The sequence below is a fragment of the Caenibius sp. WL genome (genome assembly GCF_019803445.1).
Classification (GTDB): Bacteria; Pseudomonadota; Alphaproteobacteria; order Sphingomonadales; family Sphingomonadaceae; genus Caenibius.
The window spans coordinates 1,968,502-1,988,959 of sequence record NZ_CP081844.1; the positions used below are offsets into that span (position 1 = coordinate 1,968,502).

Below are 20,458 nucleotides of genomic sequence, written 5' to 3' on the forward strand. Positions count from 1 at the left end.
GCTGCTATCGATCCCCGCAATGGCGATGTTACGCGCGGATTACAAGAGGGCGTGTCGCGACAAGCGCAAATCGGTTGCCTCCACTGTGCGTGGCCCCTACATCCCGTGCAGCATTCCATTAGCACAAAGCAGGTTCCTTGCTTCTCACTCCTTTCGAACGGACGATCGCCAAGCGTTACCTTCTGCCGGGGCGCGGTGAAGCCTTTATCGCCATGGTTGCGGGTATCAGTCTCGCCGCGGTGATGCTGGGTGTCGCCGCGCTTGTCATCGTGATGAGCGTGATGAACGGATTTCGCGGCGAATTGCTGGACAAGATCGTTGGACTGAACGGCCATGCCATCATCCAGGCCTATGGTGGGCGGCTGGAAAACTGGCAGAGCGTGCTGAAAGAAGTGAAAGCGACGCCCGGTGTCGTGCGCGCATCACCCCTGATCGAACAGCCGCTGTTGACCAGTTTCAACGGCCGAGTGGAAGCGATTCTGGTACGCGGCAACACACAGGAAGACATCCGTCGGCTCGAAGCGCAGAAGACGGTGGGCGATCTTGCCGAACTGCGCCCAGGTGCCGGCAACGTGGCCATCGGCCTGCGGTTGGCCGAGAATCTCGGCGCGCGGGTGGGCGATACGATCACCATCATCAATCCGCAGGGGCGTTCCACCCCCTTCGGCACTGTGCCGCGTGAGATCGGCTACCGGGTCTCCGCGATTTTCGAGATCGGCATCTACGACTACGATCAGGCTTTCGTCGTCATGCCGATGCAGGACGCGCAGACACTGCTGCTGACAGGTGACGCGGTGGGCATGATCGAGGTCAAGACCGACGATCCCGACAAGGTCACGCAACTGCTGGCTCCGTTGACGAAGAAACTGGCTGGACAGGCAGTGATTTCGGACTGGAAGACGATCAATGCCAGCCTGTTCGAAGCGCTCGCGGTGGAACGCGTGGCGATGTTCGTGGTTCTGTCGATCATCGTGCTGGTGGCGGTGTTCAACATCCTTTCCAGCCTGATCATGCTGGTGCGCGCGAAAACGCGCGACATCGCCATCATGCGCACCATGGGGGCAACGAGGCGGAGCCTGATGAAGATTTTCGTAACCATCGGTTTCGTGATCGGAGCGCTGGGCACGGTGGCGGGGCTCGTTCTGGGTTTCGTGTTCCTCTATTTCCGCCAGCCAATCGTGCACGCGATCGAGATCGTCACCGGCCAGAACCTATGGGACCCGTCGATTCGCTTCCTCACCGAGCTGCCTTCGCGCACCGATCCGGTGGAAGTGACGGTGATTTGCCTGATGGCACTGGGCTTCAGCTTCCTGGCCACGCTCTATCCCGCGTTCAAAGCCGCCAGCACCGATCCGGTACAGGTTCTGCGTTATGAGTAATCCTATTGTGCGCCTGACAGGGCTGACCCGTAGCTTCGAACAGGGCGGTGTGCGGATCGATGTGCTGCGCGGTATCGATCTGACGATCGAACCGGGCGAGATCGTTGCGCTGCTCGGTCCCTCGGGCGCGGGCAAGTCGACGATGTTGCAGGCCATCGGCCTGCTGGAAGGCGGGTTCGGCGGGAAGATAGAAATCGCCGGGACCGACGCCAGCGCCCTTTCGGGCGATCAGCGCACGACTTTGCGCCGCGATCATCTCGGCTTCGTCTATCAGTTCCACCATCTGCTGCCCGATTTCTCCGCGCTGGAGAATGTTGTCCTGCCGCAACTGGTGGGGGGCAAGGCGTGGGACGATGGCGCGCGGCGCGCGACCGAACTGCTGGAAGCGCTAGGGCTGGGCCAGCGGCTGGATCACCGGCCGAGCCAGCTTTCCGGCGGGGAACAGCAACGCGTGGCCGTGGCCCGTGCGCTGGCCAATCGCCCCCAGCTGGTGCTGGCTGACGAACCGACCGGCAATCTGGACGAAGCCACCGCGAACAAGGTGCTCGATCAGTTTCTGCAACTCGTCCGCGGGGAAGGGAGCGCGGCGCTGGTTGCGACTCATAACGAAAAGCTGGCGCAGGCGATGGATCGCGTCGTGCGGCTGCATGATGGACATTTGCAGTAGGTTTGCGATTGATATTCCTGCTGCAAAGGCCACATATTCAGGTGAACAGCATAGGGAACCGCAAACTATGAACGACACACCCGCGCAAGGCTTTCCGGTGGAATGGGAAGATCATTCGGAATTGCATCGCAAGGATGATGGCGGCGGGGTGTTCTCAGGATTGAAAACGATTCGTAGCGGCACTCTGGCCGAACTGGTCGCTTTTGTCGCCCGCCTGCCTGAGGATGAGCGGGCGAATTACGAAATCGCGAAGTCGGGCGACCACCGCCTTTCGCTGGGCGAGATCATGGCGCTGGCTTCACGCCCCGATTTTCCCGGCGCGAACGCTTGACCGCGATTGGCGATTTCTCGGTCGCAAGGCCGGATGGCAGCCTGCTGAATCTGGCTGAGCAGCAAGGCAAGGTCCTGCTGATCGTCAACACCGCCAGCAAATGCGGCTTCACGCCGCAATATGCCGGGCTTGAAGCTCTGCACCGCAGATACGCTGATCGCGGCTTTGCGGTGCTGGGTTTTCCCTGCAACCAGTTCGGTAAGCAGGAGCCCGGCGATGCGGACGAGATCGCCAGATTCTGCAAGCTGACCTACGATGTGACTTTCCCGGTCATGGCCAAAGTCGACGTCAACGGCGATGGGGCCATTCCGCTCTACCACTGGCTCAAGGGTGAAGCACCCGGCGTATTGGGGACGCGCGGTATCAAATGGAACTTCACCAAATTCCTGATCGACCGGGCGGGCCATGTCGTGCGCCGCTATGCTCCGACCGACAAGCCCGAAGCGCTGGAACGGGACATCGAAGCCTTGCTTTAGGCTTGCAGGAATGCCTGATGCGCGAGAGCCTATCGGGCTAGGGCGCGTCCTCCGGGGTTTTCCGCACTTTCGCGTCGGGCCGGGGTTGAAAGTCGGGCTTGCCCGGCGCTACTTTCGTGCATGGCCTACGCCCCCTTTGTCCCTCTGCGCATCCTTTCGTCCTATTCGATGCTCGAAGGGGCGATCGATCCCAAAGCCATCGCGCAACTGGCCAAGGATCGCGGCTTTCCCGCCATTGCGATCTGCGACCGGAACGGTCTCTATGGCTCCGTCGCATTCGCCGGGGCTTGCCGCGACAAAGGCGTTCAGCCGATCGTCGGGACTTTGCTGGGCGTGTCCCGGGGCGAAGGCGGGCCGATCGACTATCTTCCGCTCTATGCGCAGGACGAACAGGGGTGGGACAATCTCTGCCATCTGGTCAGCCGGGCCCATCTCGACCGGCCTTTGCATGAAGATCCCCATGTCATGCGCGAATGGCTGGATGGCCATACCGGTGGCCTGATCGCGCTGACCGGCGCCGGGGAAGGGGGGCTGACGCGCCTTCTGGCCGAAGGGCAGCACGATCACGCCAAGGCCTATGCCGAATGGCTCGAAGGGTTGTTCCCGGGGCGGCTCTATGTGGAGATTGCCCGCCGCAACGACCCGGTGGAGGAAGCCGCGGAAGAGGCGCTGATCGAACTGGCCTATGCCCGCGATCTGCCCCTGGTGGCGACCAATCCCGCGAATTTCGCCGAACAGCATTTCCGTGCGGCGCACGATGCAATGCTGTGCATCGCCCATTCGACGCATATCGATGCCCCGGATCGCCCGCGCTCCTCCGCCGAAAACTTCGTCAAACCGGCGGACGCGATGGCCGAACTGTTTGCCGATCTGCCCGAAGCGACCGCCAACACGCTGGTTGTGGCCCAGCGCTGTGCCGTCGCCCCGCCCAAGCGGAAGCCGATCTTGCCGAGCCTTGCCGGGGACACGGAAGGCGAAGCACGGATGATGGCCGAGGATGCGCGGCGGGGCCTCGAAATGCGTCTTGCCCCATATGGCGAGATGTCGGACGAGGAACGACAAGTCTATGAAGACCGTTTGCAGTTTGAAGTCGACATCATCACGCGCATGGGTTTTCCCGGCTACTTCCTGATCGTTGCCGACTTCATCAAATGGGCCAAGGAAAACGGGATTCCGGTGGGGCCGGGTCGTGGTTCGGGCGCCGGTTCGCTGGTTGCCTGGGCGCTGACGATTACCGATCTCGACCCGATCCGTCTCGGCCTGCTGTTCGAACGCTTTCTCAATCCGGAACGCGTCTCGATGCCGGACTTCGATATCGACTTCTGCGAAACCCGCCGCGGTGAAGTGATCCGCTATGTGCAGCGCAAATATGGGCTGGATCATGTCGCCCAGATCATCACGTTCGGTAAGCTGAAAGCACGCGCCGTGCTGCGCGACTGCGGCCGTATTCTCCAGATGAGCTATGGCCAGGTGGATCGGCTGTGCAAGATGGTGCCCAACCATCCCACCGATCCGTGGACACTCCCGCGCGCGCTCAATGGCGCGGCCGATTTCAAGCGGGAATACGACGTCGATCCCGAAGTGAAGCGTCTCGTCGATCTGGCAATGCAGCTCGAAGGTTTGCCGCGCAACAGCTCGACTCACGCGGCGGGCGTGGTGATCGGGGATCGCCCTCTGGCGCAGCTTGTCCCGCTCTATCGCGATCCGCGTTCCGATATGCCGGTGACGCAGTTCGACATGAAACATGTCGAGGATTCGGGGCTGGTGAAGTTCGACTTTCTCGGCCTGAAAACACTGTCGGTTCTGCGCAAGGCGGTGGACCTTCTGAAGAAGCGTGGCATCACTGTCGATCTGGACGGCCTGCCGTGGGACGACCGGCAGGTTTACGAACTGCTTCAGTCGGGCAACACCGTGGGCGTGTTCCAGTTGGAATCCGAGGGCATGCGGCGCACGCTGGCTTCGGTGAAACCGACCAATTTCGGCGATATCATCGCGCTCGTTTCGCTCTACCGGCCGGGGCCGATGGACAACATCCCGCTGTTCGGCAGGCGCAAGGCGGGGATCGAACCGATCGAATACCCGCATCCCAAGCTGGAAGGCATCCTGTCCGAAACCTACGGAATTTTCGTCTATCAGGAACAGGTGATGCAGGCCGCGCAGATCCTTGCCGGTTATTCGTTGGGCGATGCAGACTTGCTGCGCCGCGCGATGGGCAAGAAGATCCAGGCGGAAATGGATATGCAGCGCGCGCGCTTCGTCGAAGGGTGCAAGGCCGTTTCCGAGATCGAGCCGAAGAAGGCCAACGAACTGTTCGATTTGATCGACAAGTTCGCAGGCTACGGCTTCAACAAGAGCCACGCGGCGGCCTATGCCTTGCTTGCCTATCAGACGGCATGGCTGAAAGCGCATTACCCGGAAGAATTCTACGCCGCGTCGATGTGTTTTGACATGCACCAGTCGGAAAAGTTGAGCGTGTTCATCGACGACGCCCGGCGGCAGCGCATTCCCATTGTGATCAACGGGCCGGACATGAACCGTTCGGAAGCCGAATTCACGGTGGAACAGACCGAGGCCGGCTATGCGGTGCGCTATGCTCTGGCGGGTATCCGCAACGTGGGCGAAAAGGCGATGGACGCCATCGTGGCCGAACGGGAAGCGAACGGGCCTTTTGCCGGGTTGGATGACCTTTTCCGCCGTCTGCCGCCCGGATCGATGAACCGGCGCCAGCTTGAAGCGTTGGCCGGGGCGGGCGCATTCGACAGCTTGGAGCCGAACCGGGCCAAAGTCTTTGCCAGCGCGGAAATCCTGATGGGTGCCGCCGATGCCGCGGTGCGGGAGCGGGAAAGCGGGCAGGCAGGCCTGTTCGGCGGGGACGATCATGCCGAACCGGCCCTGCGGCTGGTCGATGCCCAGCCGTGGAGCCGGAACGAGCAGATGGCGCAGGAACGGGACAATTTCGGTTTCTATTTCGCGGCGCACCCGGTGGAACAATATCGCGCCATCGCCAGCGCCAACGGTGCGCGATCTTACGCCGGGCTGATGGAAAGCGGCGTTTCCGGCGGGCGCAGCGCGGCGGTGATGGCGGCGATGGTGGAAGGGGTGAACCGGGGCAAGACGCGCAAGGGCAACGATTTCGTTCGCGCCGATTTCTCCGATTCCACCGGCCAGTTCAGCGCTGCCTGTTTCGAGGAAAGCCTGGTCGAACCCTTCGTCAGATGGGCGCGCGAAGGCACCTGCGTGCTGCTCAACGTGGAACTCGACAGCCCCAGCCCTGACGAACCGCCCCGGGTCACCGTGCGCGGGGCGCGACCTCTGGCCGAAGTGAAAAGCGGCGCGCGCATGCGGTTGACGCTGGAAGTGAGCGAAGCCGAAGCCTTTCAGGCTCTGGCCCTGCTGCTACCGGAGGGAGAAAAGGGGAAGGGCGAAGTGGTCGCCCGCCTGCGCACGGCGAGCGGCAACGATCCGCTGATGCGGCTGGGCGATGCCTTTGCGCTGGATGGTGAACTGGCGGAGCGGGTGCAGAGCATTCCCGGCATTGCCAAAGTCGCGCTCAGCGCGGTTCCGCAAGGCCGGCATTTGCGCCTCGTTTCCTGATCCCGGATCAAAACAGGCTGAGTTGACCCGCTGGGGACGGCGGCCGGAACTGCCCGCAATCGAGCGGGGGTGAAGTTTGCGGAATGCCCGCGCGCCGACAAGCGGTGCGAAAGCGCACGCGGATGAGATCGGCCCACACGCCCTGCGGCTTCATCCGGGTGAAGAAATCGGAATCGTTGTCACGCCCGCCGCGCATCTCGCGGACCGTGGCCATCACTTTGCTGGCGCGATCGGGAAAGTGGGTATCGAGCCATTCGCGAAACAGCGGGGCCACTTCGTGCGGCAGGCGCAAAGCGATCCAACTGGCGGATGGGACGCCCAAAGCGCCGGCTTCCGCAAGAATGGCCTCGATAAACGGATCGGTGATCGCGGGCACGATGGGCGCGATGGACACATGGGCCGGAACGCCCGCCCGCACGAGAATGCCCAGTGCGGCCAGCCGCTTGGCCGGGGCCGAGGCGCGCGGTTCCAGCAGGCGCGACAGGTGCGGATCGAGACTGGTGACGGATATGGCAACAGCGGTCAGCCTTAGCCGGGCCAGTTCGCCCAGAAGATCGAGATCGCGAAGCACCCGGTCCGATTTGGTGGTGATGGTGACCGGATGGCGGGTTTCGAGGCACAGTTCGAGCACTTGCCGGGTCAGGCGGTAGCGCGCTTCTATCGGTTGATAAGGATCGGTGTTCGTCCCCATCGCCAGCGGCGCGGGGCGATAACTGGGTTTCGCGAAGGCCGCGCGCAACAGCTTTGCCGCTTCCGGCTTGGCGAACAGCCGCGTTTCGAAATCGAGGCCGGGCGAAAGATCGTGATAGGCGTGCGTGGGTCGGGCGTAACAGTAGATGCAGCCATGTTCGCAGCCGCGATAGGCGTTGAGCGAACGATCGAACGGAATGTCGGGGGAACGGTTGAAGCTGATGATCGATCTGGGATGTTCCTCCGTCACGGTTGTCCGCAGCTTTTCCACAGCGCCATCCACATTCTCACGGTCATCCAGCCAGTCGCCATCGGCGGTCCGACCGGGAAGATTGAACCGCGCGGGTGTCACCCCCGATTGGGCGCCCCGGCCATGCACGGGCACACGGGATTTGCTGTCTGCCATGAATGGAACATATAGAGAACATATGCGATGGAGTCACGCGTGGATTGATCCGCGTGGCCCACCAAGGTTGCATACTTTGCCCGTCACCCGCATGAGCGGGGAGACAACGGAAGGATTTCACTATGATGCGTGGTGCCGGTTTGTCTGTGCTGGGTTCGCTGATCGCCGGGCCCGCCATGGCCAGCGGGTATATTCCGGGTTTCGAAACGCGTGATACCTTGGGCAGTCACGCCGAATGCGTCGCGCGGCTGGAAGCTGCGGCCGGGCAAGCCGCTGCCGCCGTGGAGCCCAAGACCGTCCGCCCGGACGGTTCGACACGCGAGGTAACCTTGGAGCCGATCACGCAGGGGGTGGAGCGGGCGAACGCGCAACAGGCGCGCTATCGCGCCAAGCTATGGTATGCGCATGGCACCCCGCGCGCCGATATCGGGCGTATGGAATACAGCGCCAGCTGGCAGGAAACGAATCTCACCTGTGATGGCAAAGTGCTGATCACGCACAATTCGCAAGGCTACACGTCCAGCGCATTCGGGCCGCTGGACACGCCGCCAGCGTCAGAAACCCCTTAAGCATCAAACGCGCTGGGTGTGACATCGCCGGTGGCGATGTCCTCTCGAACTGGGATCAGCGGGCTTTGCCACCCGTATCGTTGGCCGCGATCCGCGCGTTGCCGCTCTTGCCGATATCGGGGAAAGCGGGCCAGCGGGTCTGCGCCAGAGCCAGGCGGCTAGGCGATTCCGCATCGGCCTGCCGTTCGTACATCCAGTAGTTGCGGGTCACGATGGCGACGTACCCGCGCGTTTCCCAATAGGGAATCGATTCCATCCACAGCAGCGGATCGCCCTGATCGCGGATTTCGCTGTTCCAGCGGGTGATGGGCGAAAGGCCCGCGTTGTACGCCGCCATCACTTTAGGCAGCAAACCGCCGGTGCCCGCGGAATCGCGCAGCGCCTCCAGCGTGCGCTGGCCATAGGCGAGATTGATTTCCGGCTTTTCCAGTTCGCCATAGGTGCCGCGCATGCTGATCGATGCGGCATGGTGCTGGGCGGTGCCGGGCATGATCTGCATCAGGCCGCGCGCGCCCGCCGGGCTGACGACAGAGGTGCGGAAATTCGATTCCTGCAGAGCATGGGCATAAACTAGCGCCGGATCGATCCGCCAGCCGGTGACAGGCTGCCATTTCGGTGTGGGGAAGCGTGATGCCGGTTCCGGATTGCCGCCGCGCGGGGCGTTGTAGGCCATCCACAACTGCGTGGAGGGTATCCCGAAATCGCGGGCAAGGCGTGAGAGCGCGTCGAACTGGCGCGGATCGCCGATCCGGGCCTGATAACGCAGCACTTCGTCCGCCAGATCGTATTCGCCGATTTCGACGAGCCCCGCAGCCACGCGGACATTGGGAATATCGCGCAGCGCTTTCCAGTCGTTGGTGCTGAAATCGGCCTGCGCATATTTGCCCGGAATCTTCTGGCCCAGTTGTTCCAGCGCCAGCATGCCGTACAGCGTATCGTCCGCGCGGGCGGCGCTGCGCAGCAGGGCGGCGGCGCGTTCGGGCGTGCGGCAGCGGACATGCGCGCGGCTGGCCCAATAGTAGGCAGCCGCACCTAATTCAGGATTGCCTGCGCTGCGGGCGGTCTTTTCGAACGAGCGGGCCGCGCTTTCGCAATCGCCCAGGCGCCAGGCAGCGAGGCCCGCGACCCAATCACCCTCGGGCACCCAAGGGCCGGAACCTTCGGATACCCGCTGCGCCATTGCCAGCGCGGCGGCATCGTCGTTCTCGATATAGTAGCTCCATGCCACGCGTTGGCGCCATTCGGCGCGGGCTTCGGAACTGAGCGACGCATCGATCCCTTCCAACAGCGCGCGTGCGCCGCCCGGATCGTCGTTCTTGATCCTTTCGAGAATCGCCGCCGAAATCGATGCGGGCATGGTGCCGTCATTGGTCGGCCGGGGGCGGATGCGCTTGGGATCGGTGCCCTGATAATAGAAGGGTTGTGCCTGGGGGAGCGGTGGCGCGTATGTCAGGCCCCGGCGCAGGCCAAGCCGGGCGATCTGTTCGGCCTGCGGCAGATTGATCGCAGCCGTATCGGCAAGCCATTCCTGAATTTGCGGCAATTCCACCTTCGGCGAATTGGCCGCGAGATAGAGCCGGGCAGTCGCGATCTGGCGTAGTGGCCCGCCCTTGTCCCCCGCCAGCAGAGATTGCGCGCGGCCCCACTGTTCGCCCCGGATGGCTTCGAAAATCGAACGGTAAAGTTCGCGTTCTTCGCGGCTGAGAACGGAAGGAACCTGATAGGATGCAGCGCGCGCGCTGAAGTATTCGGCGGAAGTGCGCGCTTGCACCTGCGGGGCGGTGAGCAGCGCGCCAGCGGCCAGCGCAGCGGAAATGCTCCCTGTGCCCAGCCATTTTTTCAAATGCTTCACAGTTATGAATCCGTCCATTCAAGCCATCGCTGCCAGTGGGCCGATCGTGCTTTCGTCCGCGAAAGCAGCGCGGCCAGATCCCATCCAGCCAGCAGCGGTATTACGCCATTCTGATGGTTTATATTCTGTAAACTGGCAGGGTTTTGCGCTGGATCGTGCCCTATCAGCGACAGAATGTTGCGTCCGAAGACCATCAGGCGTTCAGGAGCAACCAATCCTATATGGTGCAAGGTCACCGCGCCGAGGCCGCTTTCGGCCAGCGCGGGCCAATCCGCCAGCGGCGTATTGCGCGGCAGGACGGACGCGCGATAGATTTCTTCCGGTGCGATCCCCATCGCCTGAAGCATCGCGTCGAGAAACTGGCCGAGCGGGCCGGACAGGAGGAGATCGCGATCGTCAGCTTCCGGTTCGGCCACGAGGACCATCAGCGGCGGGTTGGTGGGGCCGCGCGGCGGCACGCGCGGCGCCATGCCCCCCTGGTCGAGCGCCGGCTCGTTCAACCACCAGGATGAGAAATCGGCCAATGTGGCGGGCCAGTTCGCCTGCCCGGCGAGCAGCGGGGGCGGTGCCTTTTCAACTGGTTCCGGCGTCTTGGCTGGGCGCTGGGGGCGGGCATCCGGTTCGGTCGCGGGATCGGGTGACACGGCGATCCATGTCTGCGCCGTGTCGAGGAAATGCTGATCCACCCCCGCCTCGCGCCACCAGTTCAGCGCGCCGGCGAGATCCTCGGCAGGCGTTCGATTTGCGTGTCCACCCATGTCGCGGGTCTTGACCTGCCGTTGCGCAGCAATCAAGGCGTTATTGGACAGAATGCGCAGAGTAGTGCACTCGAAATTTTGACGGAAGGCGCCAACAGGCGCAGCCGGACGGCGAAACGGGGAAAACAGGACAGCAGGTCATGAGTGAACGTGAATCGATGCCATATGACGTCGTCATCGTCGGCGGGGGGCCTGCGGGCCTGGCCGCAGCGATCCGGCTGAAGCAACTGAATGATGAATTGTCGGTCTGCATTCTCGAAAAGGGTTCGGAAATCGGCGCCCACATCCTGTCGGGCGCGGTCATCGATCCCAAGGCGCTGAACGAACTTCTGCCCGATTGGCGGGAAGACGGCTGCCCGATGGCAGAAGTGCCGGTGACGGACAACTGGCACTGGGTGCTGACCCGCACCGGCAAGATGGCGATGCCGCACGTCATGATGCCGCCGTTCATGTCGAACGATGGCAATTACACCGGCTCGCTCGGCAATCTGTGCCGCTGGCTGGCCGAAAAGGCCGAAGGGCTCGGTGTCGAGATCTTCCCCGGTTTCCCGGCCTCCGAAATTCTGTTCGACGAAAAGGGCGCGGTCAAAGGTGTCGCGACCCAGGATATGGGCGTTGCCCGCGATGGCAGCCACAAGCCCGATTATCAGCCGGGCATGGAACTGCACGCGAAATACACGCTGTTCTGCGAAGGCGCGCGCGGGCACCTGACCAAGCAGCTCAAGACGCGGTTCGATCTCGAATCCGATTGCCAGCCGCAGGTTTACGGCATCGGCATCAAGGAACTGTGGGATATCGATCCGGACAAGCACGTGCCGGGCCGTGTGCTGCACACGCAGGGCTGGCCGATGTCGGAATCGGATAGCTGGGGCGGTGGCTTCCTCTATCATCAGGCGAACAACCAGGTCGCGCTCGGCTTTGTCACCGCGCTCGATTACGCCAACCCCTATGTCTATCCGTTCGAGGAATTCCAGCGCTGGAAGCAGCACCCGGAAATTCGCGCCATTCTCGAAGGTGGGAAGCGTGTGGCCTATGGTGCGCGCGCGATCAACGAAGGCGGTTGGCAGTCGGTCCCCCGGCTCTACTTCCCCGGTGGCGCTCTGGCCGGTTGCTCGGCGGGTTTCGTCAACGTGCCGCGCATCAAGGGCAGCCACACCGCGATGAAGAGCGGTATGCTTGCCGCTGAAAACATCGCCGCCGCCATTGCCGCGGGTCGGGAAAATGACGAACTGCCCGAGTATGATGCCGCCGTTCGCGAAAGCTGGATCGCCAAGGAACTGCAACTGGTCAAGAACGCGCAGCCGCTGATTGCCAAGTTCGGCGGCGATCTGGGCACTGTGCTGGCCGGGATCGACATGTGGATGCGCACGCTCAAGCTCGGGCTGCCGTTCACCATGAAGCATCACACCGATGCCGAAGCGCTGCGTCGGGCCGACCTTTACCGGCCGATCGAGTACCCCAAGCCCGACGGGCAGATCAGCTTCGATCGCCTGACCTCGGTCTCGTTCTCCTTCACCAACCATGAAGAAGACCAGCCCTGCCACCTGCAGTTGAAGGACCCGACGATCCCGACACGGATCAATCTGCCGGTCTATGCCGGGCCGGAAGCCCGTTACTGCCCGGCCGGGGTGTACGAATTTGTGGGGATCGAGGAAGGCGAGCCGCGATTGCAGATCAACGCGCAGAACTGTGTCCACTGCAAGACCTGCGATATCAAGGACCCGACCCAGAACATCAACTGGGTCACGCCGGAAGGTGGCGGCGGGCCGAACTATCCGAATATGTGAGGGCCTGCTTGGCTCTCACCGAAACCGCATATGCCAAGATCAACCTCGCGCTGCATGTCCGCAGGCGGCGCGAGGATGGCTATCATGAACTGGAAACGCTGTTCGCTTTCGTGGATGGCGGCGACCGGCTGACCGCGCGCGAAACCGCGCTGGATGAAGTGCGGGTATGCGGCGAATTCGCCCCGGAACTGGATGGAGGCATCGGCAATATCGTTGCCAGGGCGCTCGGCGTGCTGCCCCGCGCGGAGGGGCTGGCGATCACGCTGGAGAAGAATCTCCCGGTTGCGGCGGGGCTGGGCGGCGGCTCGGCCGATGCCGGGGCGATTTTTCGTCTTGTCGAGCGGACGCACGGCCTGCCTGACGACTGGCAGACACGCGCCGCATCATTGGGCGCGGACGTGCCCGCCTGCGTGCTGAGCGCACCCTGCATCGGGCGCGGAACGGGGACGGAACTGGAAACCGTCGCCAGCGATCTGGCAGGCGCCCCGGTGCTGCTGGTCAATCCCCGGGTGCCGATGCCCACCGGGCCGGTCTTCGCCGCGTGGGACGGGGTGGATCGTGGCCCACTGCCCGAAGGTCCGGTCAGCAGGATCGCGCGGGAAGGGCGGAACGATCTCGAAGCACCCGCCATCGCCCTGTGCCCCGCGATTGGCGAAGTGCTCGACGCCTTGCGCGAAACCGCGGGCTTTCTGGTGCGCATGTCGGGTTCGGGCGCAAGCTGTTTCGCGCTCTATGCGGAGGCGGGACAGCGGGACGACGCCCATGCCGCAATCCGCGCCGCACGCCCCGATTGGTGGATCATGAAAGGAAAGCTTCGATGAGCGAGGAAGCGTGGCGGATTGTCGGGACACCGCGTTTCGGCGGGATTCTCGTGGTCGCCGATCACGCATCCGACCGCGTGCCCGCCGATATCGATCTGGGCATCGATCCGGCCTTGCTGCACAATCATATCGCTGTCGATCTCGGCGTGGCCGGTGTGGGGGAGCGGATGGCGGCGCAGCCGGGCATCGCGGCGTTCCTTGGCAATGTCAGCCGGCTCGTCTGCGATTTCAACCGTGAGGAACATGCGCCGGGGGTGGTGCCGATTGCCAGCGATGGCCACGCCGTGCCCGGCAACGCGCTGGATCACGCCGGGCACGAGGCGCGGCTGGCGCGGTTCTTCCGCCCTTATCACGATGCGCTGGCGCGCCAGCTGGACGAGGCGCCGCCGCTGCTGATCCTGTCGCTGCACAGTTTCACTCCGCATCTGGCGAGCAAGCCCGAAGAACAGCGGCCGTGGCAATGTGGCGTGCTGTACAACGAGGATGATACCGCCTCGCGCCTTGCCATCGCCCTGCTGCGGGAGGAAGGGCTGACCGTGGGTGATCAGGAGCCGTATTCCGGCCGGCTGCTCAATGCGACGATGAACCGCCATGCGGAAGCGGACGGGCGGCCTTACTTCGGGATCGAGATCCGGCAGGATCTGCTCGCCACGGAAGCGATGCAGGCCGAATGGGCCGCGCGGCTCCACAAGGTCTGCAATCGGATCGCAATTGCCATTGGTGGGTAGGAAAGCGGCTTCCGACACCCTATTTTGGGATTTTCCGCTTCGGCTGAAGCGGCGCCTGCGTTAGAGGCGCGCGAAAGCATACCGAAATATTATGAATTCCACTGGAGCCAAGACCATGCCCGCCTATCGTTCCCGCACTTCGACCCACGGCCGCAACATGGCGGGCGCGCGCGGCCTGTGGCGTGCGACGGGGATGAAGGACAGCGATTTCGGCAAGCCCATCGTCGCGGTGGTGAACAGCTTCACCCAGTTCGTGCCCGGCCATGTCCATCTCAAGGATCTGGGCCAGATGGTCGCCCGCGAAATCGAAGCGGCGGGCGGTGTGGCCAAGGAATTCAACACCATTGCGGTCGATGATGGCATCGCCATGGGCCACGATGGCATGCTCTACAGCCTGCCGTCGCGCGATCTGATCGCCGACAGCGTGGAATACATGGTCAATGCGCACTGCGCCGATGCGATGGTGTGCATTTCCAACTGCGACAAGATCACGCCGGGCATGCTGATGGCGGCGCTGCGGATCAACATTCCGGTGGTGTTCGTTTCGGGCGGCCCGATGGAAGCGGGCAAGGTGGTACTGCGCGGCAAGGAACATGCGCTCGATCTGGTCGATGCGATGGTCGCCGCGGCGGACGAGCACTACACCGACGAGGAAGTGCAGACGATCGAACGGTCGGCCTGCCCGACCTGCGGTTCCTGCTCCGGCATGTTCACCGCCAATTCGATGAACTGCCTGACCGAAGCGCTTGGCCTTTCGCTGCCCGGCAACGGCTCGACACTGGCCACGCATGCGGATCGCAAGAACCTGTTTCTCGAAGCGGGGCGGCTCGCGGTCGATCTGTGCCGCCGCTACTACGAGCAGGACGATGAAAGCGTCCTGCCGCGCGCGATCGCCAATTTCGCCGCGTTCGAAAACGCCATGTCGCTGGATATCGCCATGGGCGGATCGAGCAACACCGTTCTGCATCTGCTGGCCGCCGCGCATGAGGCGGGCGTCGATTTCACGATGAACGATGTCGATCGCCTGTCACGCAAGGTGCCGGTGCTCTCCAAGGTCGCCCCGGCCAAGGCGGACGTGCACATGGAAGACGTCCACCGGGCGGGCGGGATCATGGCGATCCTCGGCGAACTGGATCGCGCAGGCCTGCTTCACACCGATTGCACCACCGTGCACAGCGTGACGCTGGCCGATGCGCTCAACCAGTGGGATATCGCCCGCACCAACGATGCCGAAGTGCAGAACTTCTTCCGCGCCGCACCCGGCGGCGTGCCGACGCAGACCGCGTTCAGCCAGGATCGCCGGTGGGATGATCTGGATCTGGATCGCCAGAACGGGGTGATCCGTTCGGCCGATCACGCGTTCAGCCAGGATGGCGGGCTGGCGGTGCTGTTCGGCAATATCGCGCTCGACGGCTGCATCGTGAAGACGGCGGGCGTGGATGAAGCGATCCTCAAGTTCTCCGGTCCGGCCAAAGTCTATGAAAGCCAGGATGCGGCGGTGACGGCGATCCTCACCGGACAGGTCGTCGCGGGCGATGTCGTGGTGATCCGCTACGAAGGGCCGCGCGGCGGGCCGGGCATGCAGGAAATGCTCTATCCGACCAGCTATCTCAAATCGAAGGGGCTGGGCGCGGCCTGTGCGTTGATCACCGATGGGCGTTTCTCCGGCGGGACTTCGGGCCTGTCCATCGGCCACGCTTCGCCCGAAGCGGCCGAAGGCGGGGCGATCGGTCTGGTCGAAAACGGCGATGTGATCGAAATCGACATTCCCAATCGCACGATCAACCTCGCGCTCAGCGATGCGGAACTGGACGCGCGCCGCGCCGCGATGGAAGCGCGCGGCGATGCGGCATGGCAGCCGGTGAAGCCGCGCAAGCGGCAGGTGTCGGTTGCCCTGCAAGCCTATGCCGCGATGACGACCAGCGCCGCGCGCGGGGCTGTGCGCGACGTATCGCAATTGAAGCGCAAGTGACGAAGGCGGCGCAGGGGGTGAAGCGCGGGGCTGCTCTTGGCACGCTCGTGCTGGGGGTAGGGCTGGCGTCCTGCTCCGGCCCTGCGGGCACGCCTTTGCCCAAGGGCGATCCCCTGGCCTGCGCAGTGGGCGGGGCGAAGGCCTTCGCTCAGGAATGCACGGTCGAACGGCAGCGGGAAGGGGACACGCTGTTCGTCACCGTCCGCCATCCCGATGGCGGATTCCGGCGGTTTGAAGTGCTCAAGGATGGCAAGGGGCTGGCGCCCGCCGATGGCATGAAACCCGCCACGGTCGCTTTCGCGAACGATGTGCTGACTGTGACGGTCGATGCGGATCGCTACCGGTTTCCAGCCACCGCGATGAAGCATGCCGACACGCCCTGATCCGATACTGACGGTCGCGCAGATGCGCGCGGCCGAACAGGCATTGATCGATGCCGGGGCCTCGGTGGAATCGCTGATGGCTATGGCAGGGCGCGGCGCCGCGGACTATGCCTGGCGGATCGCGGGCAGGCGGCCGGTCACGGTGCTGTGCGGGCCGGGCAACAATGGCGGCGATGGTTATGTCCTCGCCGAAAGCCTGCGCCAGCGGGGTGGCGCGGTTTCGCTGATTGCCCCCTATGAACCGGCCACCGCTGCGGCGCGGGCCGCTCGCGCGGCTTATGGCGGCGATGTATTTCCGGGCAGCGCGCGGCCAAAAGGCGATGTGCTGGTCGATTGCCTGTTCGGCAGCGGCCTCAGCCGCCCCCTCGCGCCCGAAATCTTCGCGCTGATGGCCGATCTTGCCGCCAGCCATGCCTATCGCATCGCTGTCGACATGCCGAGCGGGATCGACAGCGATGGCGCTACGCCGCTGAACCTGGGCCTGCCGTCCTTCGATTGCACTTTGGCTCTGGGGGCATGGAAATTTGCCCATTGGTTGATGCCGGTCGCTCAGATGATGGGCGAACGCCGTCTGGTGCCGATTGGCGTTGCCCCGGTTCCGGGGGCGGCCCATCTCGTGGCGAAGCCGGAACTGGCGCCGCCGCCGATCGATGCGCACAAGTACACGCGCGGGTTGGCGGTGGTGGTTGCAGGCGAAATGCCGGGGGCCAGTCTCCTTTCCTGCCAAGCGGCGACGCATGGCGGGGCGGGCTATGTGAAACTGCTCAGCAGCACACCGCCCACGCTGCGACCGCCTGAACTGGTGATCGATGATGCGCCGCTCGATCAGGCTCTGGCAGACAAGCGTATCGGCGCGGTGCTGGTGGGCCCGGGCATGGGGCGTTCGCCTGCGATGCGTGAACGTTTGCAGGCGGTGCTGCGCCGGGACGGGCCGCTGGCGCTCGATGCCGATGCGCTGGCCCTGCTTCTGCCGGAAATGTTGCAAACGCGGTCGATACCTGCCGTGGCCACCCCGCACGAAGGCGAACTTGGCGCGCTTCTGGCGGCTTATGGGATCGCGGAAACGGCCAAGCTGCCCGCTGCCCGCGCGCTGGCGCGAAAAAGCGGCATGGTGATTGTTGCCAAGGGCCCCGACACGATCATCGCCGCGCCCGATGGACGCGTGGCCATTGCCCACCCCGCGCCAAGCTGGCTTTCGGTGGCGGGAACCGGCGATGTTCTCGCCGGGCTGCTGGTCAGCCGTCTGGCGACGGGGGCGGAGCCTTTCATTGCCGCCTGCGAGGCGGTGTGGCTGCATGGCGAGGCGGCCCGCCGCGCAGGGCCGGTGTTTCATGCCGGAGAGCTAGTAACGCATATCGCTGCCGCTTACGCGGTTTGCCTGTAAGAGCCTGACCATGATCGAAAATGACGTTGTGATCCGCATTGCGGCCAAGGGCGATGGCGCCACCGCATCGGGGCGGCATGTCCCCGGCGCCGTTCCCGGCGATGCCGTGCTGCCCGATGGCACGCTTGTCCGCGGGCCGCACCATGTATCGCCGCCCTGCCGCCATTTCGGTGCCTGCGGCGGGTGCGAACTGCAATATGGCGATGATGCAGTTCTGGCCCAGTTCGTGGCTGAACGCGTGGTCCATGCCGCCGAAGGGCAGGGTATCGTGGCGGAACAGGTGCATCCGGCGCACCTTTCCCCGCCGTACAGCCGCCGCCGGGCAACGCTGCATGCTGTCAACGGCGGGGGCGGGCCTTTGATCGGCTTTCGCGAAGCGGGTTCGCACCGGATTGTCGGGTTGAAAGAATGCCCGGTGCTGGCCCCGGAACTGTTCGCGCTGATTGCGCCGCTGCACACGATGCTCAAATCGCGCAAAGGCAAATATGCGCTCGATATTACGCTGACGCTGACGGATCAGGGCGTCGATGCCGGGTTCAAGGGACTGACGCTTGAAGGGCTGGCGCAGACCGAGGCGGTGCTGGATTTCGCTCGTGACCACAAACTGGCGCGGTTGACGCTCGATCAGGGTTATGGCCCCGAAGCGATGTGGGAACCGGAACCGGTGACGGTTTCTCTGGCGGGCGTTCCGGTGGGCTTTCCGCCCGGCGCGTTCCTGCAGGCGACAGCGGATGGCGAAGCCGCGCTGGCCGCATCGGCGCGCGAATGGCTGGCCGGATCGCGCACGATTGCCGATCTGTTTTCCGGGTTGGGAACCTTCGCGTTCGCATTGGCGGGCGATGCCAAAGCGCTGGCGGTGGAAGCGGCGCAGGATGCCCATCTCTCTTGCAAGGCGGCTGCGGCGCGGATGCATATTCCGGTCCACGCGATGCATCGCGATCTTTTCCGCAATCCGTTGCAGCCCGATGAACTCAACCGCTTCGACGCCGTGCTGCTCGATCCGCCCCGTGCTGGCGCGCGGGAACAGATCAGGGCGCTGGCACAAAGCGCTGTGGGCCGGATCGTCTATGTCAGTTGCAATCCGATAAGCTGGGCCCGCGATGCGCGGATTCTGGCCGATGCCGGTTATAGGCTGGCGCAGTTGCGGCCGGTGGGCCAGTTCCGCTGGTCAACGCATGTGGAACTAGTCAGCCTGTTTGTCAGGCAAGGTATTTAACAATCTGATTGTACAGCCATTCCTTTGCATCCTTTTCGGCAAAGGCATGGCTGGCACCGGGGCAGCAGGCGACGTGTGGATCAGCCTTCTCCCACTGCGCTGCGAAGATTTGCGCGGTGCGGTCACGTTCGGCCAGCAGGATATGCACCGGCCCGCCAAAGGCGGCGATCCCGTGTCGGAGCGCATTGGCCAGAGGTGTCGGCCGGGCTGCGTTGGGCCGGGCGGCGGTGGTCAGGCCGCGTAACAGCTTTGCCGGGGAGATGCCGCCCGTCAGCAATCGCCGCCATTCCGCTGGCCTCAGCAGTTTTTCGCGATAGCGGGCGCGGATTGTGGCAGGCGGATGAGGCGCTTCGATGCCGGTATCGTCCTGCACCCATGGATTGGCGAGGATCAGCGCGTCCAGCCCGGCGTCGGCGGTAAGCGCCAGCGCGGTCGCGGCATCGCAAATGCCGTAGCCCACGATCCTGCGCAAATGCGGCGCCTGCGCGCGAAAGCTGGCCACTGCCGCGCGAATATCGGGCCCGCTGTGGAGGAAGCCGCGATTCAGGCCGCTGCTGTCGCCCACACCGCGCCGATCGAACCGGAACACGGGATAACCAGCCGCTGCCAGCCGTGTGGCAAGATGCGCCTGCCCCGAGAAAGCCCCTGCGCGCAATTCGTTGCCGCCGGACACGACCAGCAGGCCGGTCGTTCCCGCGCCATGGTCGAGCGTTGCCGCAAGTTCTTCCCCCTCGCAGAGGAACGAGAAGTGCCGGCGGGTCACGGTGTGAGCCCCCGGATCAGCATGTCGGCCAGTGCGCGGGCCTGAGCGGGCGACATATCGGGCTCGGCCCGCAACCACAGCCCGCTTTCGCCCAATGCTTTCTGGGGAATATCGATGAGGGCATGGCTCTGCTCCAGCCGGGCTTCTTCCAGATCGGCGAAGAGGCGTGGTCCGAGGCTGTATCCGGCGAGCGCCACCCCCGCCGTGCGCCCGGTTTCCTGCAATGCGGCGAGTGAGAGGTCGCGGCCCATTTCCCGCGCACCGATCTGTGCCGCCCGCAACATGGTTCGCAACTGCGCATCGCCGCCTGTGGGGGCATAGCGCCAGCCAGGCAGCCCGCCGGGTGCAAGCATGGCGCCTGCGCGGATGGTCAGCATATGCGTGGCGGCGAAATGGCAGGCAGCCGCCTGCGCCGCATGACGCCAACGCGCGAGATCTTGCCGCGCCAGCGGTTGCAGGCTTTCGTTGCAGCCCGGAAGGTCGGGCAGGAAACTGTCGATTCCCGCGTGGTCGAGCACGCGCATGACAGCGACCGTCAACTGGCGCAGCTTGTGGGCTTCGTCGAACAGCGCGGGGAGGACGAGCAGCCGCCGCGCGCGCGCGCTGTCGAAAGCTATCGCCAATTCGTCCTGAACCGCGCCGTCATCCCGTGGACAAGGCCAGCAAGCGATCACTGCCGCCC

At 64.1% G+C, this 20,458-nt stretch carries 18 protein-coding genes; 13 read left to right on the forward strand and 5 right to left on the reverse strand.

The window, feature by feature from the left end; translation table 11 throughout:
• The first annotated feature begins 137 nt into the window (after positions 1 to 137).
• The 5 genes from K5X80_RS09440 (at position 138) to dnaE (ending at position 6,447) form a co-directional block, all read left to right on the forward strand.
• The gene (locus K5X80_RS09440) at positions 138 to 1,379 is read left to right on the forward strand and encodes a lipoprotein-releasing ABC transporter permease subunit (protein WP_222557500.1); all 1,242 of its coding nucleotides are present in this window, start codon (positions 138 to 140) and stop codon (positions 1,377 to 1,379) included.
• A complete protein-coding gene (locus tag K5X80_RS09445) occupies positions 1,372 to 2,046 on the forward strand; it encodes an ABC transporter ATP-binding protein (RefSeq protein WP_222557501.1) in 675 nt (224 codons plus the stop codon). The genes K5X80_RS09440 and K5X80_RS09445 overlap by 8 nt, the downstream gene beginning before the upstream one ends.
• A gap of 67 nt (positions 2,047 to 2,113) precedes the next feature.
• Positions 2,114 to 2,377 (forward strand): hypothetical protein, encoded by a 264-nt coding sequence (locus K5X80_RS09450; RefSeq protein WP_222557502.1) that lies wholly within the window; start codon positions 2,114 to 2,116, stop codon positions 2,375 to 2,377.
• Positions 2,374 to 2,853: a glutathione peroxidase gene (locus K5X80_RS09455; protein ID WP_222557503.1), complete on the forward strand. Its 480-nt coding sequence runs from the start codon at positions 2,374 to 2,376 to the stop codon at positions 2,851 to 2,853. Before K5X80_RS09450 ends, K5X80_RS09455 begins: the two co-directional genes overlap by 4 nt.
• Positions 2,854 to 2,973: 120 nt before the next feature.
• Positions 2,974 to 6,447, forward strand: a complete 3,474-nt coding sequence (gene dnaE / locus K5X80_RS09460; RefSeq protein ID WP_222557504.1) for a DNA polymerase III subunit alpha — start codon at positions 2,974 to 2,976, stop codon at positions 6,445 to 6,447.
• Between the two features lie 7 nt (positions 6,448 to 6,454).
• On the opposite strand, the gene K5X80_RS09465 is transcribed toward dnaE, so the two are convergent.
• Positions 6,455 to 7,543 carry a PA0069 family radical SAM protein gene (locus K5X80_RS09465; protein ID WP_222557505.1) on the reverse strand — a complete coding sequence of 363 codons (1,089 nt, stop codon included), beginning with the start codon at positions 7,541 to 7,543 and terminating at the stop codon, positions 6,455 to 6,457.
• Between the two features lie 122 nt (positions 7,544 to 7,665).
• On the opposite strand from K5X80_RS09465, the gene K5X80_RS09470 reads away from it, so the two are divergent.
• Positions 7,666 to 8,112 carry a hypothetical protein gene (locus K5X80_RS09470; RefSeq protein ID WP_222557506.1) on the forward strand — a complete coding sequence of 149 codons (447 nt, stop codon included), beginning with the start codon at positions 7,666 to 7,668 and terminating at the stop codon, positions 8,110 to 8,112.
• A 55-nt stretch (positions 8,113 to 8,167) separates the two neighbouring features.
• Here K5X80_RS09470 and K5X80_RS09475 read toward each other — a convergent pair whose 3' ends face one another.
• Positions 8,168 to 9,964 carry a lytic transglycosylase domain-containing protein gene (locus tag K5X80_RS09475; protein WP_222557507.1) on the reverse strand — a complete coding sequence of 599 codons (1,797 nt, stop codon included), beginning with the start codon at positions 9,962 to 9,964 and terminating at the stop codon, positions 8,168 to 8,170.
• 2 nt (positions 9,965 to 9,966) lie between these two features.
• Positions 9,967 to 10,722, reverse strand: coding sequence for a uracil-DNA glycosylase family protein (locus K5X80_RS09480; RefSeq protein WP_222557508.1), 756 nt, complete (start codon positions 10,720 to 10,722; stop codon positions 9,967 to 9,969).
• Positions 10,723 to 10,862: 140 nt separating this feature from the next.
• Here K5X80_RS09480 and K5X80_RS09485 point away from each other — a divergent pair, with 140 nt between their 5' ends.
• The 7 genes from K5X80_RS09485 to K5X80_RS09515 all read left to right on the forward strand — a co-directional run bounded on the left by K5X80_RS09485 (position 10,863) and on the right by K5X80_RS09515 (position 19,013).
• Positions 10,863 to 12,509: an electron transfer flavoprotein-ubiquinone oxidoreductase gene (locus tag K5X80_RS09485; protein ID WP_222557509.1), complete on the forward strand. Its 1,647-nt coding sequence runs from the start codon at positions 10,863 to 10,865 to the stop codon at positions 12,507 to 12,509.
• A gap of 8 nt (positions 12,510 to 12,517) precedes the next feature.
• A complete protein-coding gene (locus K5X80_RS09490; RefSeq protein WP_222557510.1) occupies positions 12,518 to 13,330 on the forward strand; it encodes a 4-(cytidine 5'-diphospho)-2-C-methyl-D-erythritol kinase in 813 nt (270 codons plus the stop codon).
• A complete protein-coding gene (locus tag K5X80_RS09495; RefSeq protein ID WP_222557511.1) occupies positions 13,327 to 14,058 on the forward strand; it encodes an N-formylglutamate amidohydrolase in 732 nt (243 codons plus the stop codon). The genes K5X80_RS09490 and K5X80_RS09495 overlap by 4 nt, the downstream gene beginning before the upstream one ends.
• A gap of 115 nt (positions 14,059 to 14,173) precedes the next feature.
• Positions 14,174 to 16,030, forward strand: a complete 1,857-nt coding sequence (gene ilvD, locus K5X80_RS09500; protein WP_222560418.1) for a dihydroxy-acid dehydratase — start codon at positions 14,174 to 14,176, stop codon at positions 16,028 to 16,030.
• Positions 16,027 to 16,413: a hypothetical protein gene (locus tag K5X80_RS09505; protein WP_222557512.1), complete on the forward strand. Its 387-nt coding sequence runs from the start codon at positions 16,027 to 16,029 to the stop codon at positions 16,411 to 16,413. Before ilvD ends, K5X80_RS09505 begins: the two co-directional genes overlap by 4 nt.
• Complete coding sequence (locus K5X80_RS09510; protein ID WP_222557513.1) at positions 16,397 to 17,797, forward strand: NAD(P)H-hydrate dehydratase; 1,401 nt, start codon at positions 16,397 to 16,399, stop codon at positions 17,795 to 17,797. The genes K5X80_RS09505 and K5X80_RS09510 overlap by 17 nt, the downstream gene beginning before the upstream one ends.
• 10 nt (positions 17,798 to 17,807) lie before the next feature.
• Positions 17,808 to 19,013, forward strand: coding sequence for a class I SAM-dependent RNA methyltransferase (locus tag K5X80_RS09515; RefSeq protein WP_222557514.1), 1,206 nt, complete (start codon positions 17,808 to 17,810; stop codon positions 19,011 to 19,013).
• Here K5X80_RS09515 and K5X80_RS09520 read toward each other — a convergent pair.
• Positions 18,997 to 19,776, reverse strand: a complete 780-nt coding sequence (locus K5X80_RS09520) for a hydrolase 1, exosortase A system-associated (RefSeq protein WP_222557515.1) — start codon at positions 19,774 to 19,776, stop codon at positions 18,997 to 18,999. The genes K5X80_RS09515 and K5X80_RS09520 overlap by 17 nt on opposite strands.
• Complete coding sequence (locus tag K5X80_RS09525; RefSeq protein ID WP_222557516.1) at positions 19,773 to 20,450, reverse strand: hypothetical protein; 678 nt, start codon at positions 20,448 to 20,450, stop codon at positions 19,773 to 19,775. Before K5X80_RS09525 ends, K5X80_RS09520 begins: the two co-directional genes overlap by 4 nt.
• Positions 20,451 to 20,458 lie beyond the last annotated feature (8 nt).

Bases quoted from the DNA above. Each gene is read 5' to 3' on its own strand.
- ilvD (WP_222560418.1), top strand. From the start codon at position 14,174: ATGCCCGCCTATCGTTCCCGCACTTCGACCCACGGCCGCAACATGGCG.
- K5X80_RS09465 (WP_222557505.1), bottom strand. From the start codon at position 7,543: ATGGCAGACAGCAAATCCCGTGTGCCCGTGCATGGCCGGGGCGCCCAA.
- K5X80_RS09480 (WP_222557508.1), bottom strand. From the start codon at position 10,722: ATGGGTGGACACGCAAATCGAACGCCTGCCGAGGATCTCGCCGGCGCG.
- K5X80_RS09450 (WP_222557502.1), top strand. From the start codon at position 2,114: ATGAACGACACACCCGCGCAAGGCTTTCCGGTGGAATGGGAAGATCAT.
- dnaE (WP_222557504.1), top strand. From the start codon at position 2,974: ATGGCCTACGCCCCCTTTGTCCCTCTGCGCATCCTTTCGTCCTATTCG.
- K5X80_RS09445 (WP_222557501.1), top strand. From the start codon at position 1,372: ATGAGTAATCCTATTGTGCGCCTGACAGGGCTGACCCGTAGCTTCGAA.
- K5X80_RS09510 (WP_222557513.1), top strand. From the start codon at position 16,397: ATGCCGACACGCCCTGATCCGATACTGACGGTCGCGCAGATGCGCGCG.
- K5X80_RS09515 (WP_222557514.1), top strand. From the start codon at position 17,808: ATGATCGAAAATGACGTTGTGATCCGCATTGCGGCCAAGGGCGATGGC.
- K5X80_RS09470 (WP_222557506.1), top strand. From the start codon at position 7,666: ATGATGCGTGGTGCCGGTTTGTCTGTGCTGGGTTCGCTGATCGCCGGG.
- K5X80_RS09485 (WP_222557509.1), top strand. From the start codon at position 10,863: ATGAGTGAACGTGAATCGATGCCATATGACGTCGTCATCGTCGGCGGG.
- K5X80_RS09495 (WP_222557511.1), top strand. From the start codon at position 13,327: ATGAGCGAGGAAGCGTGGCGGATTGTCGGGACACCGCGTTTCGGCGGG.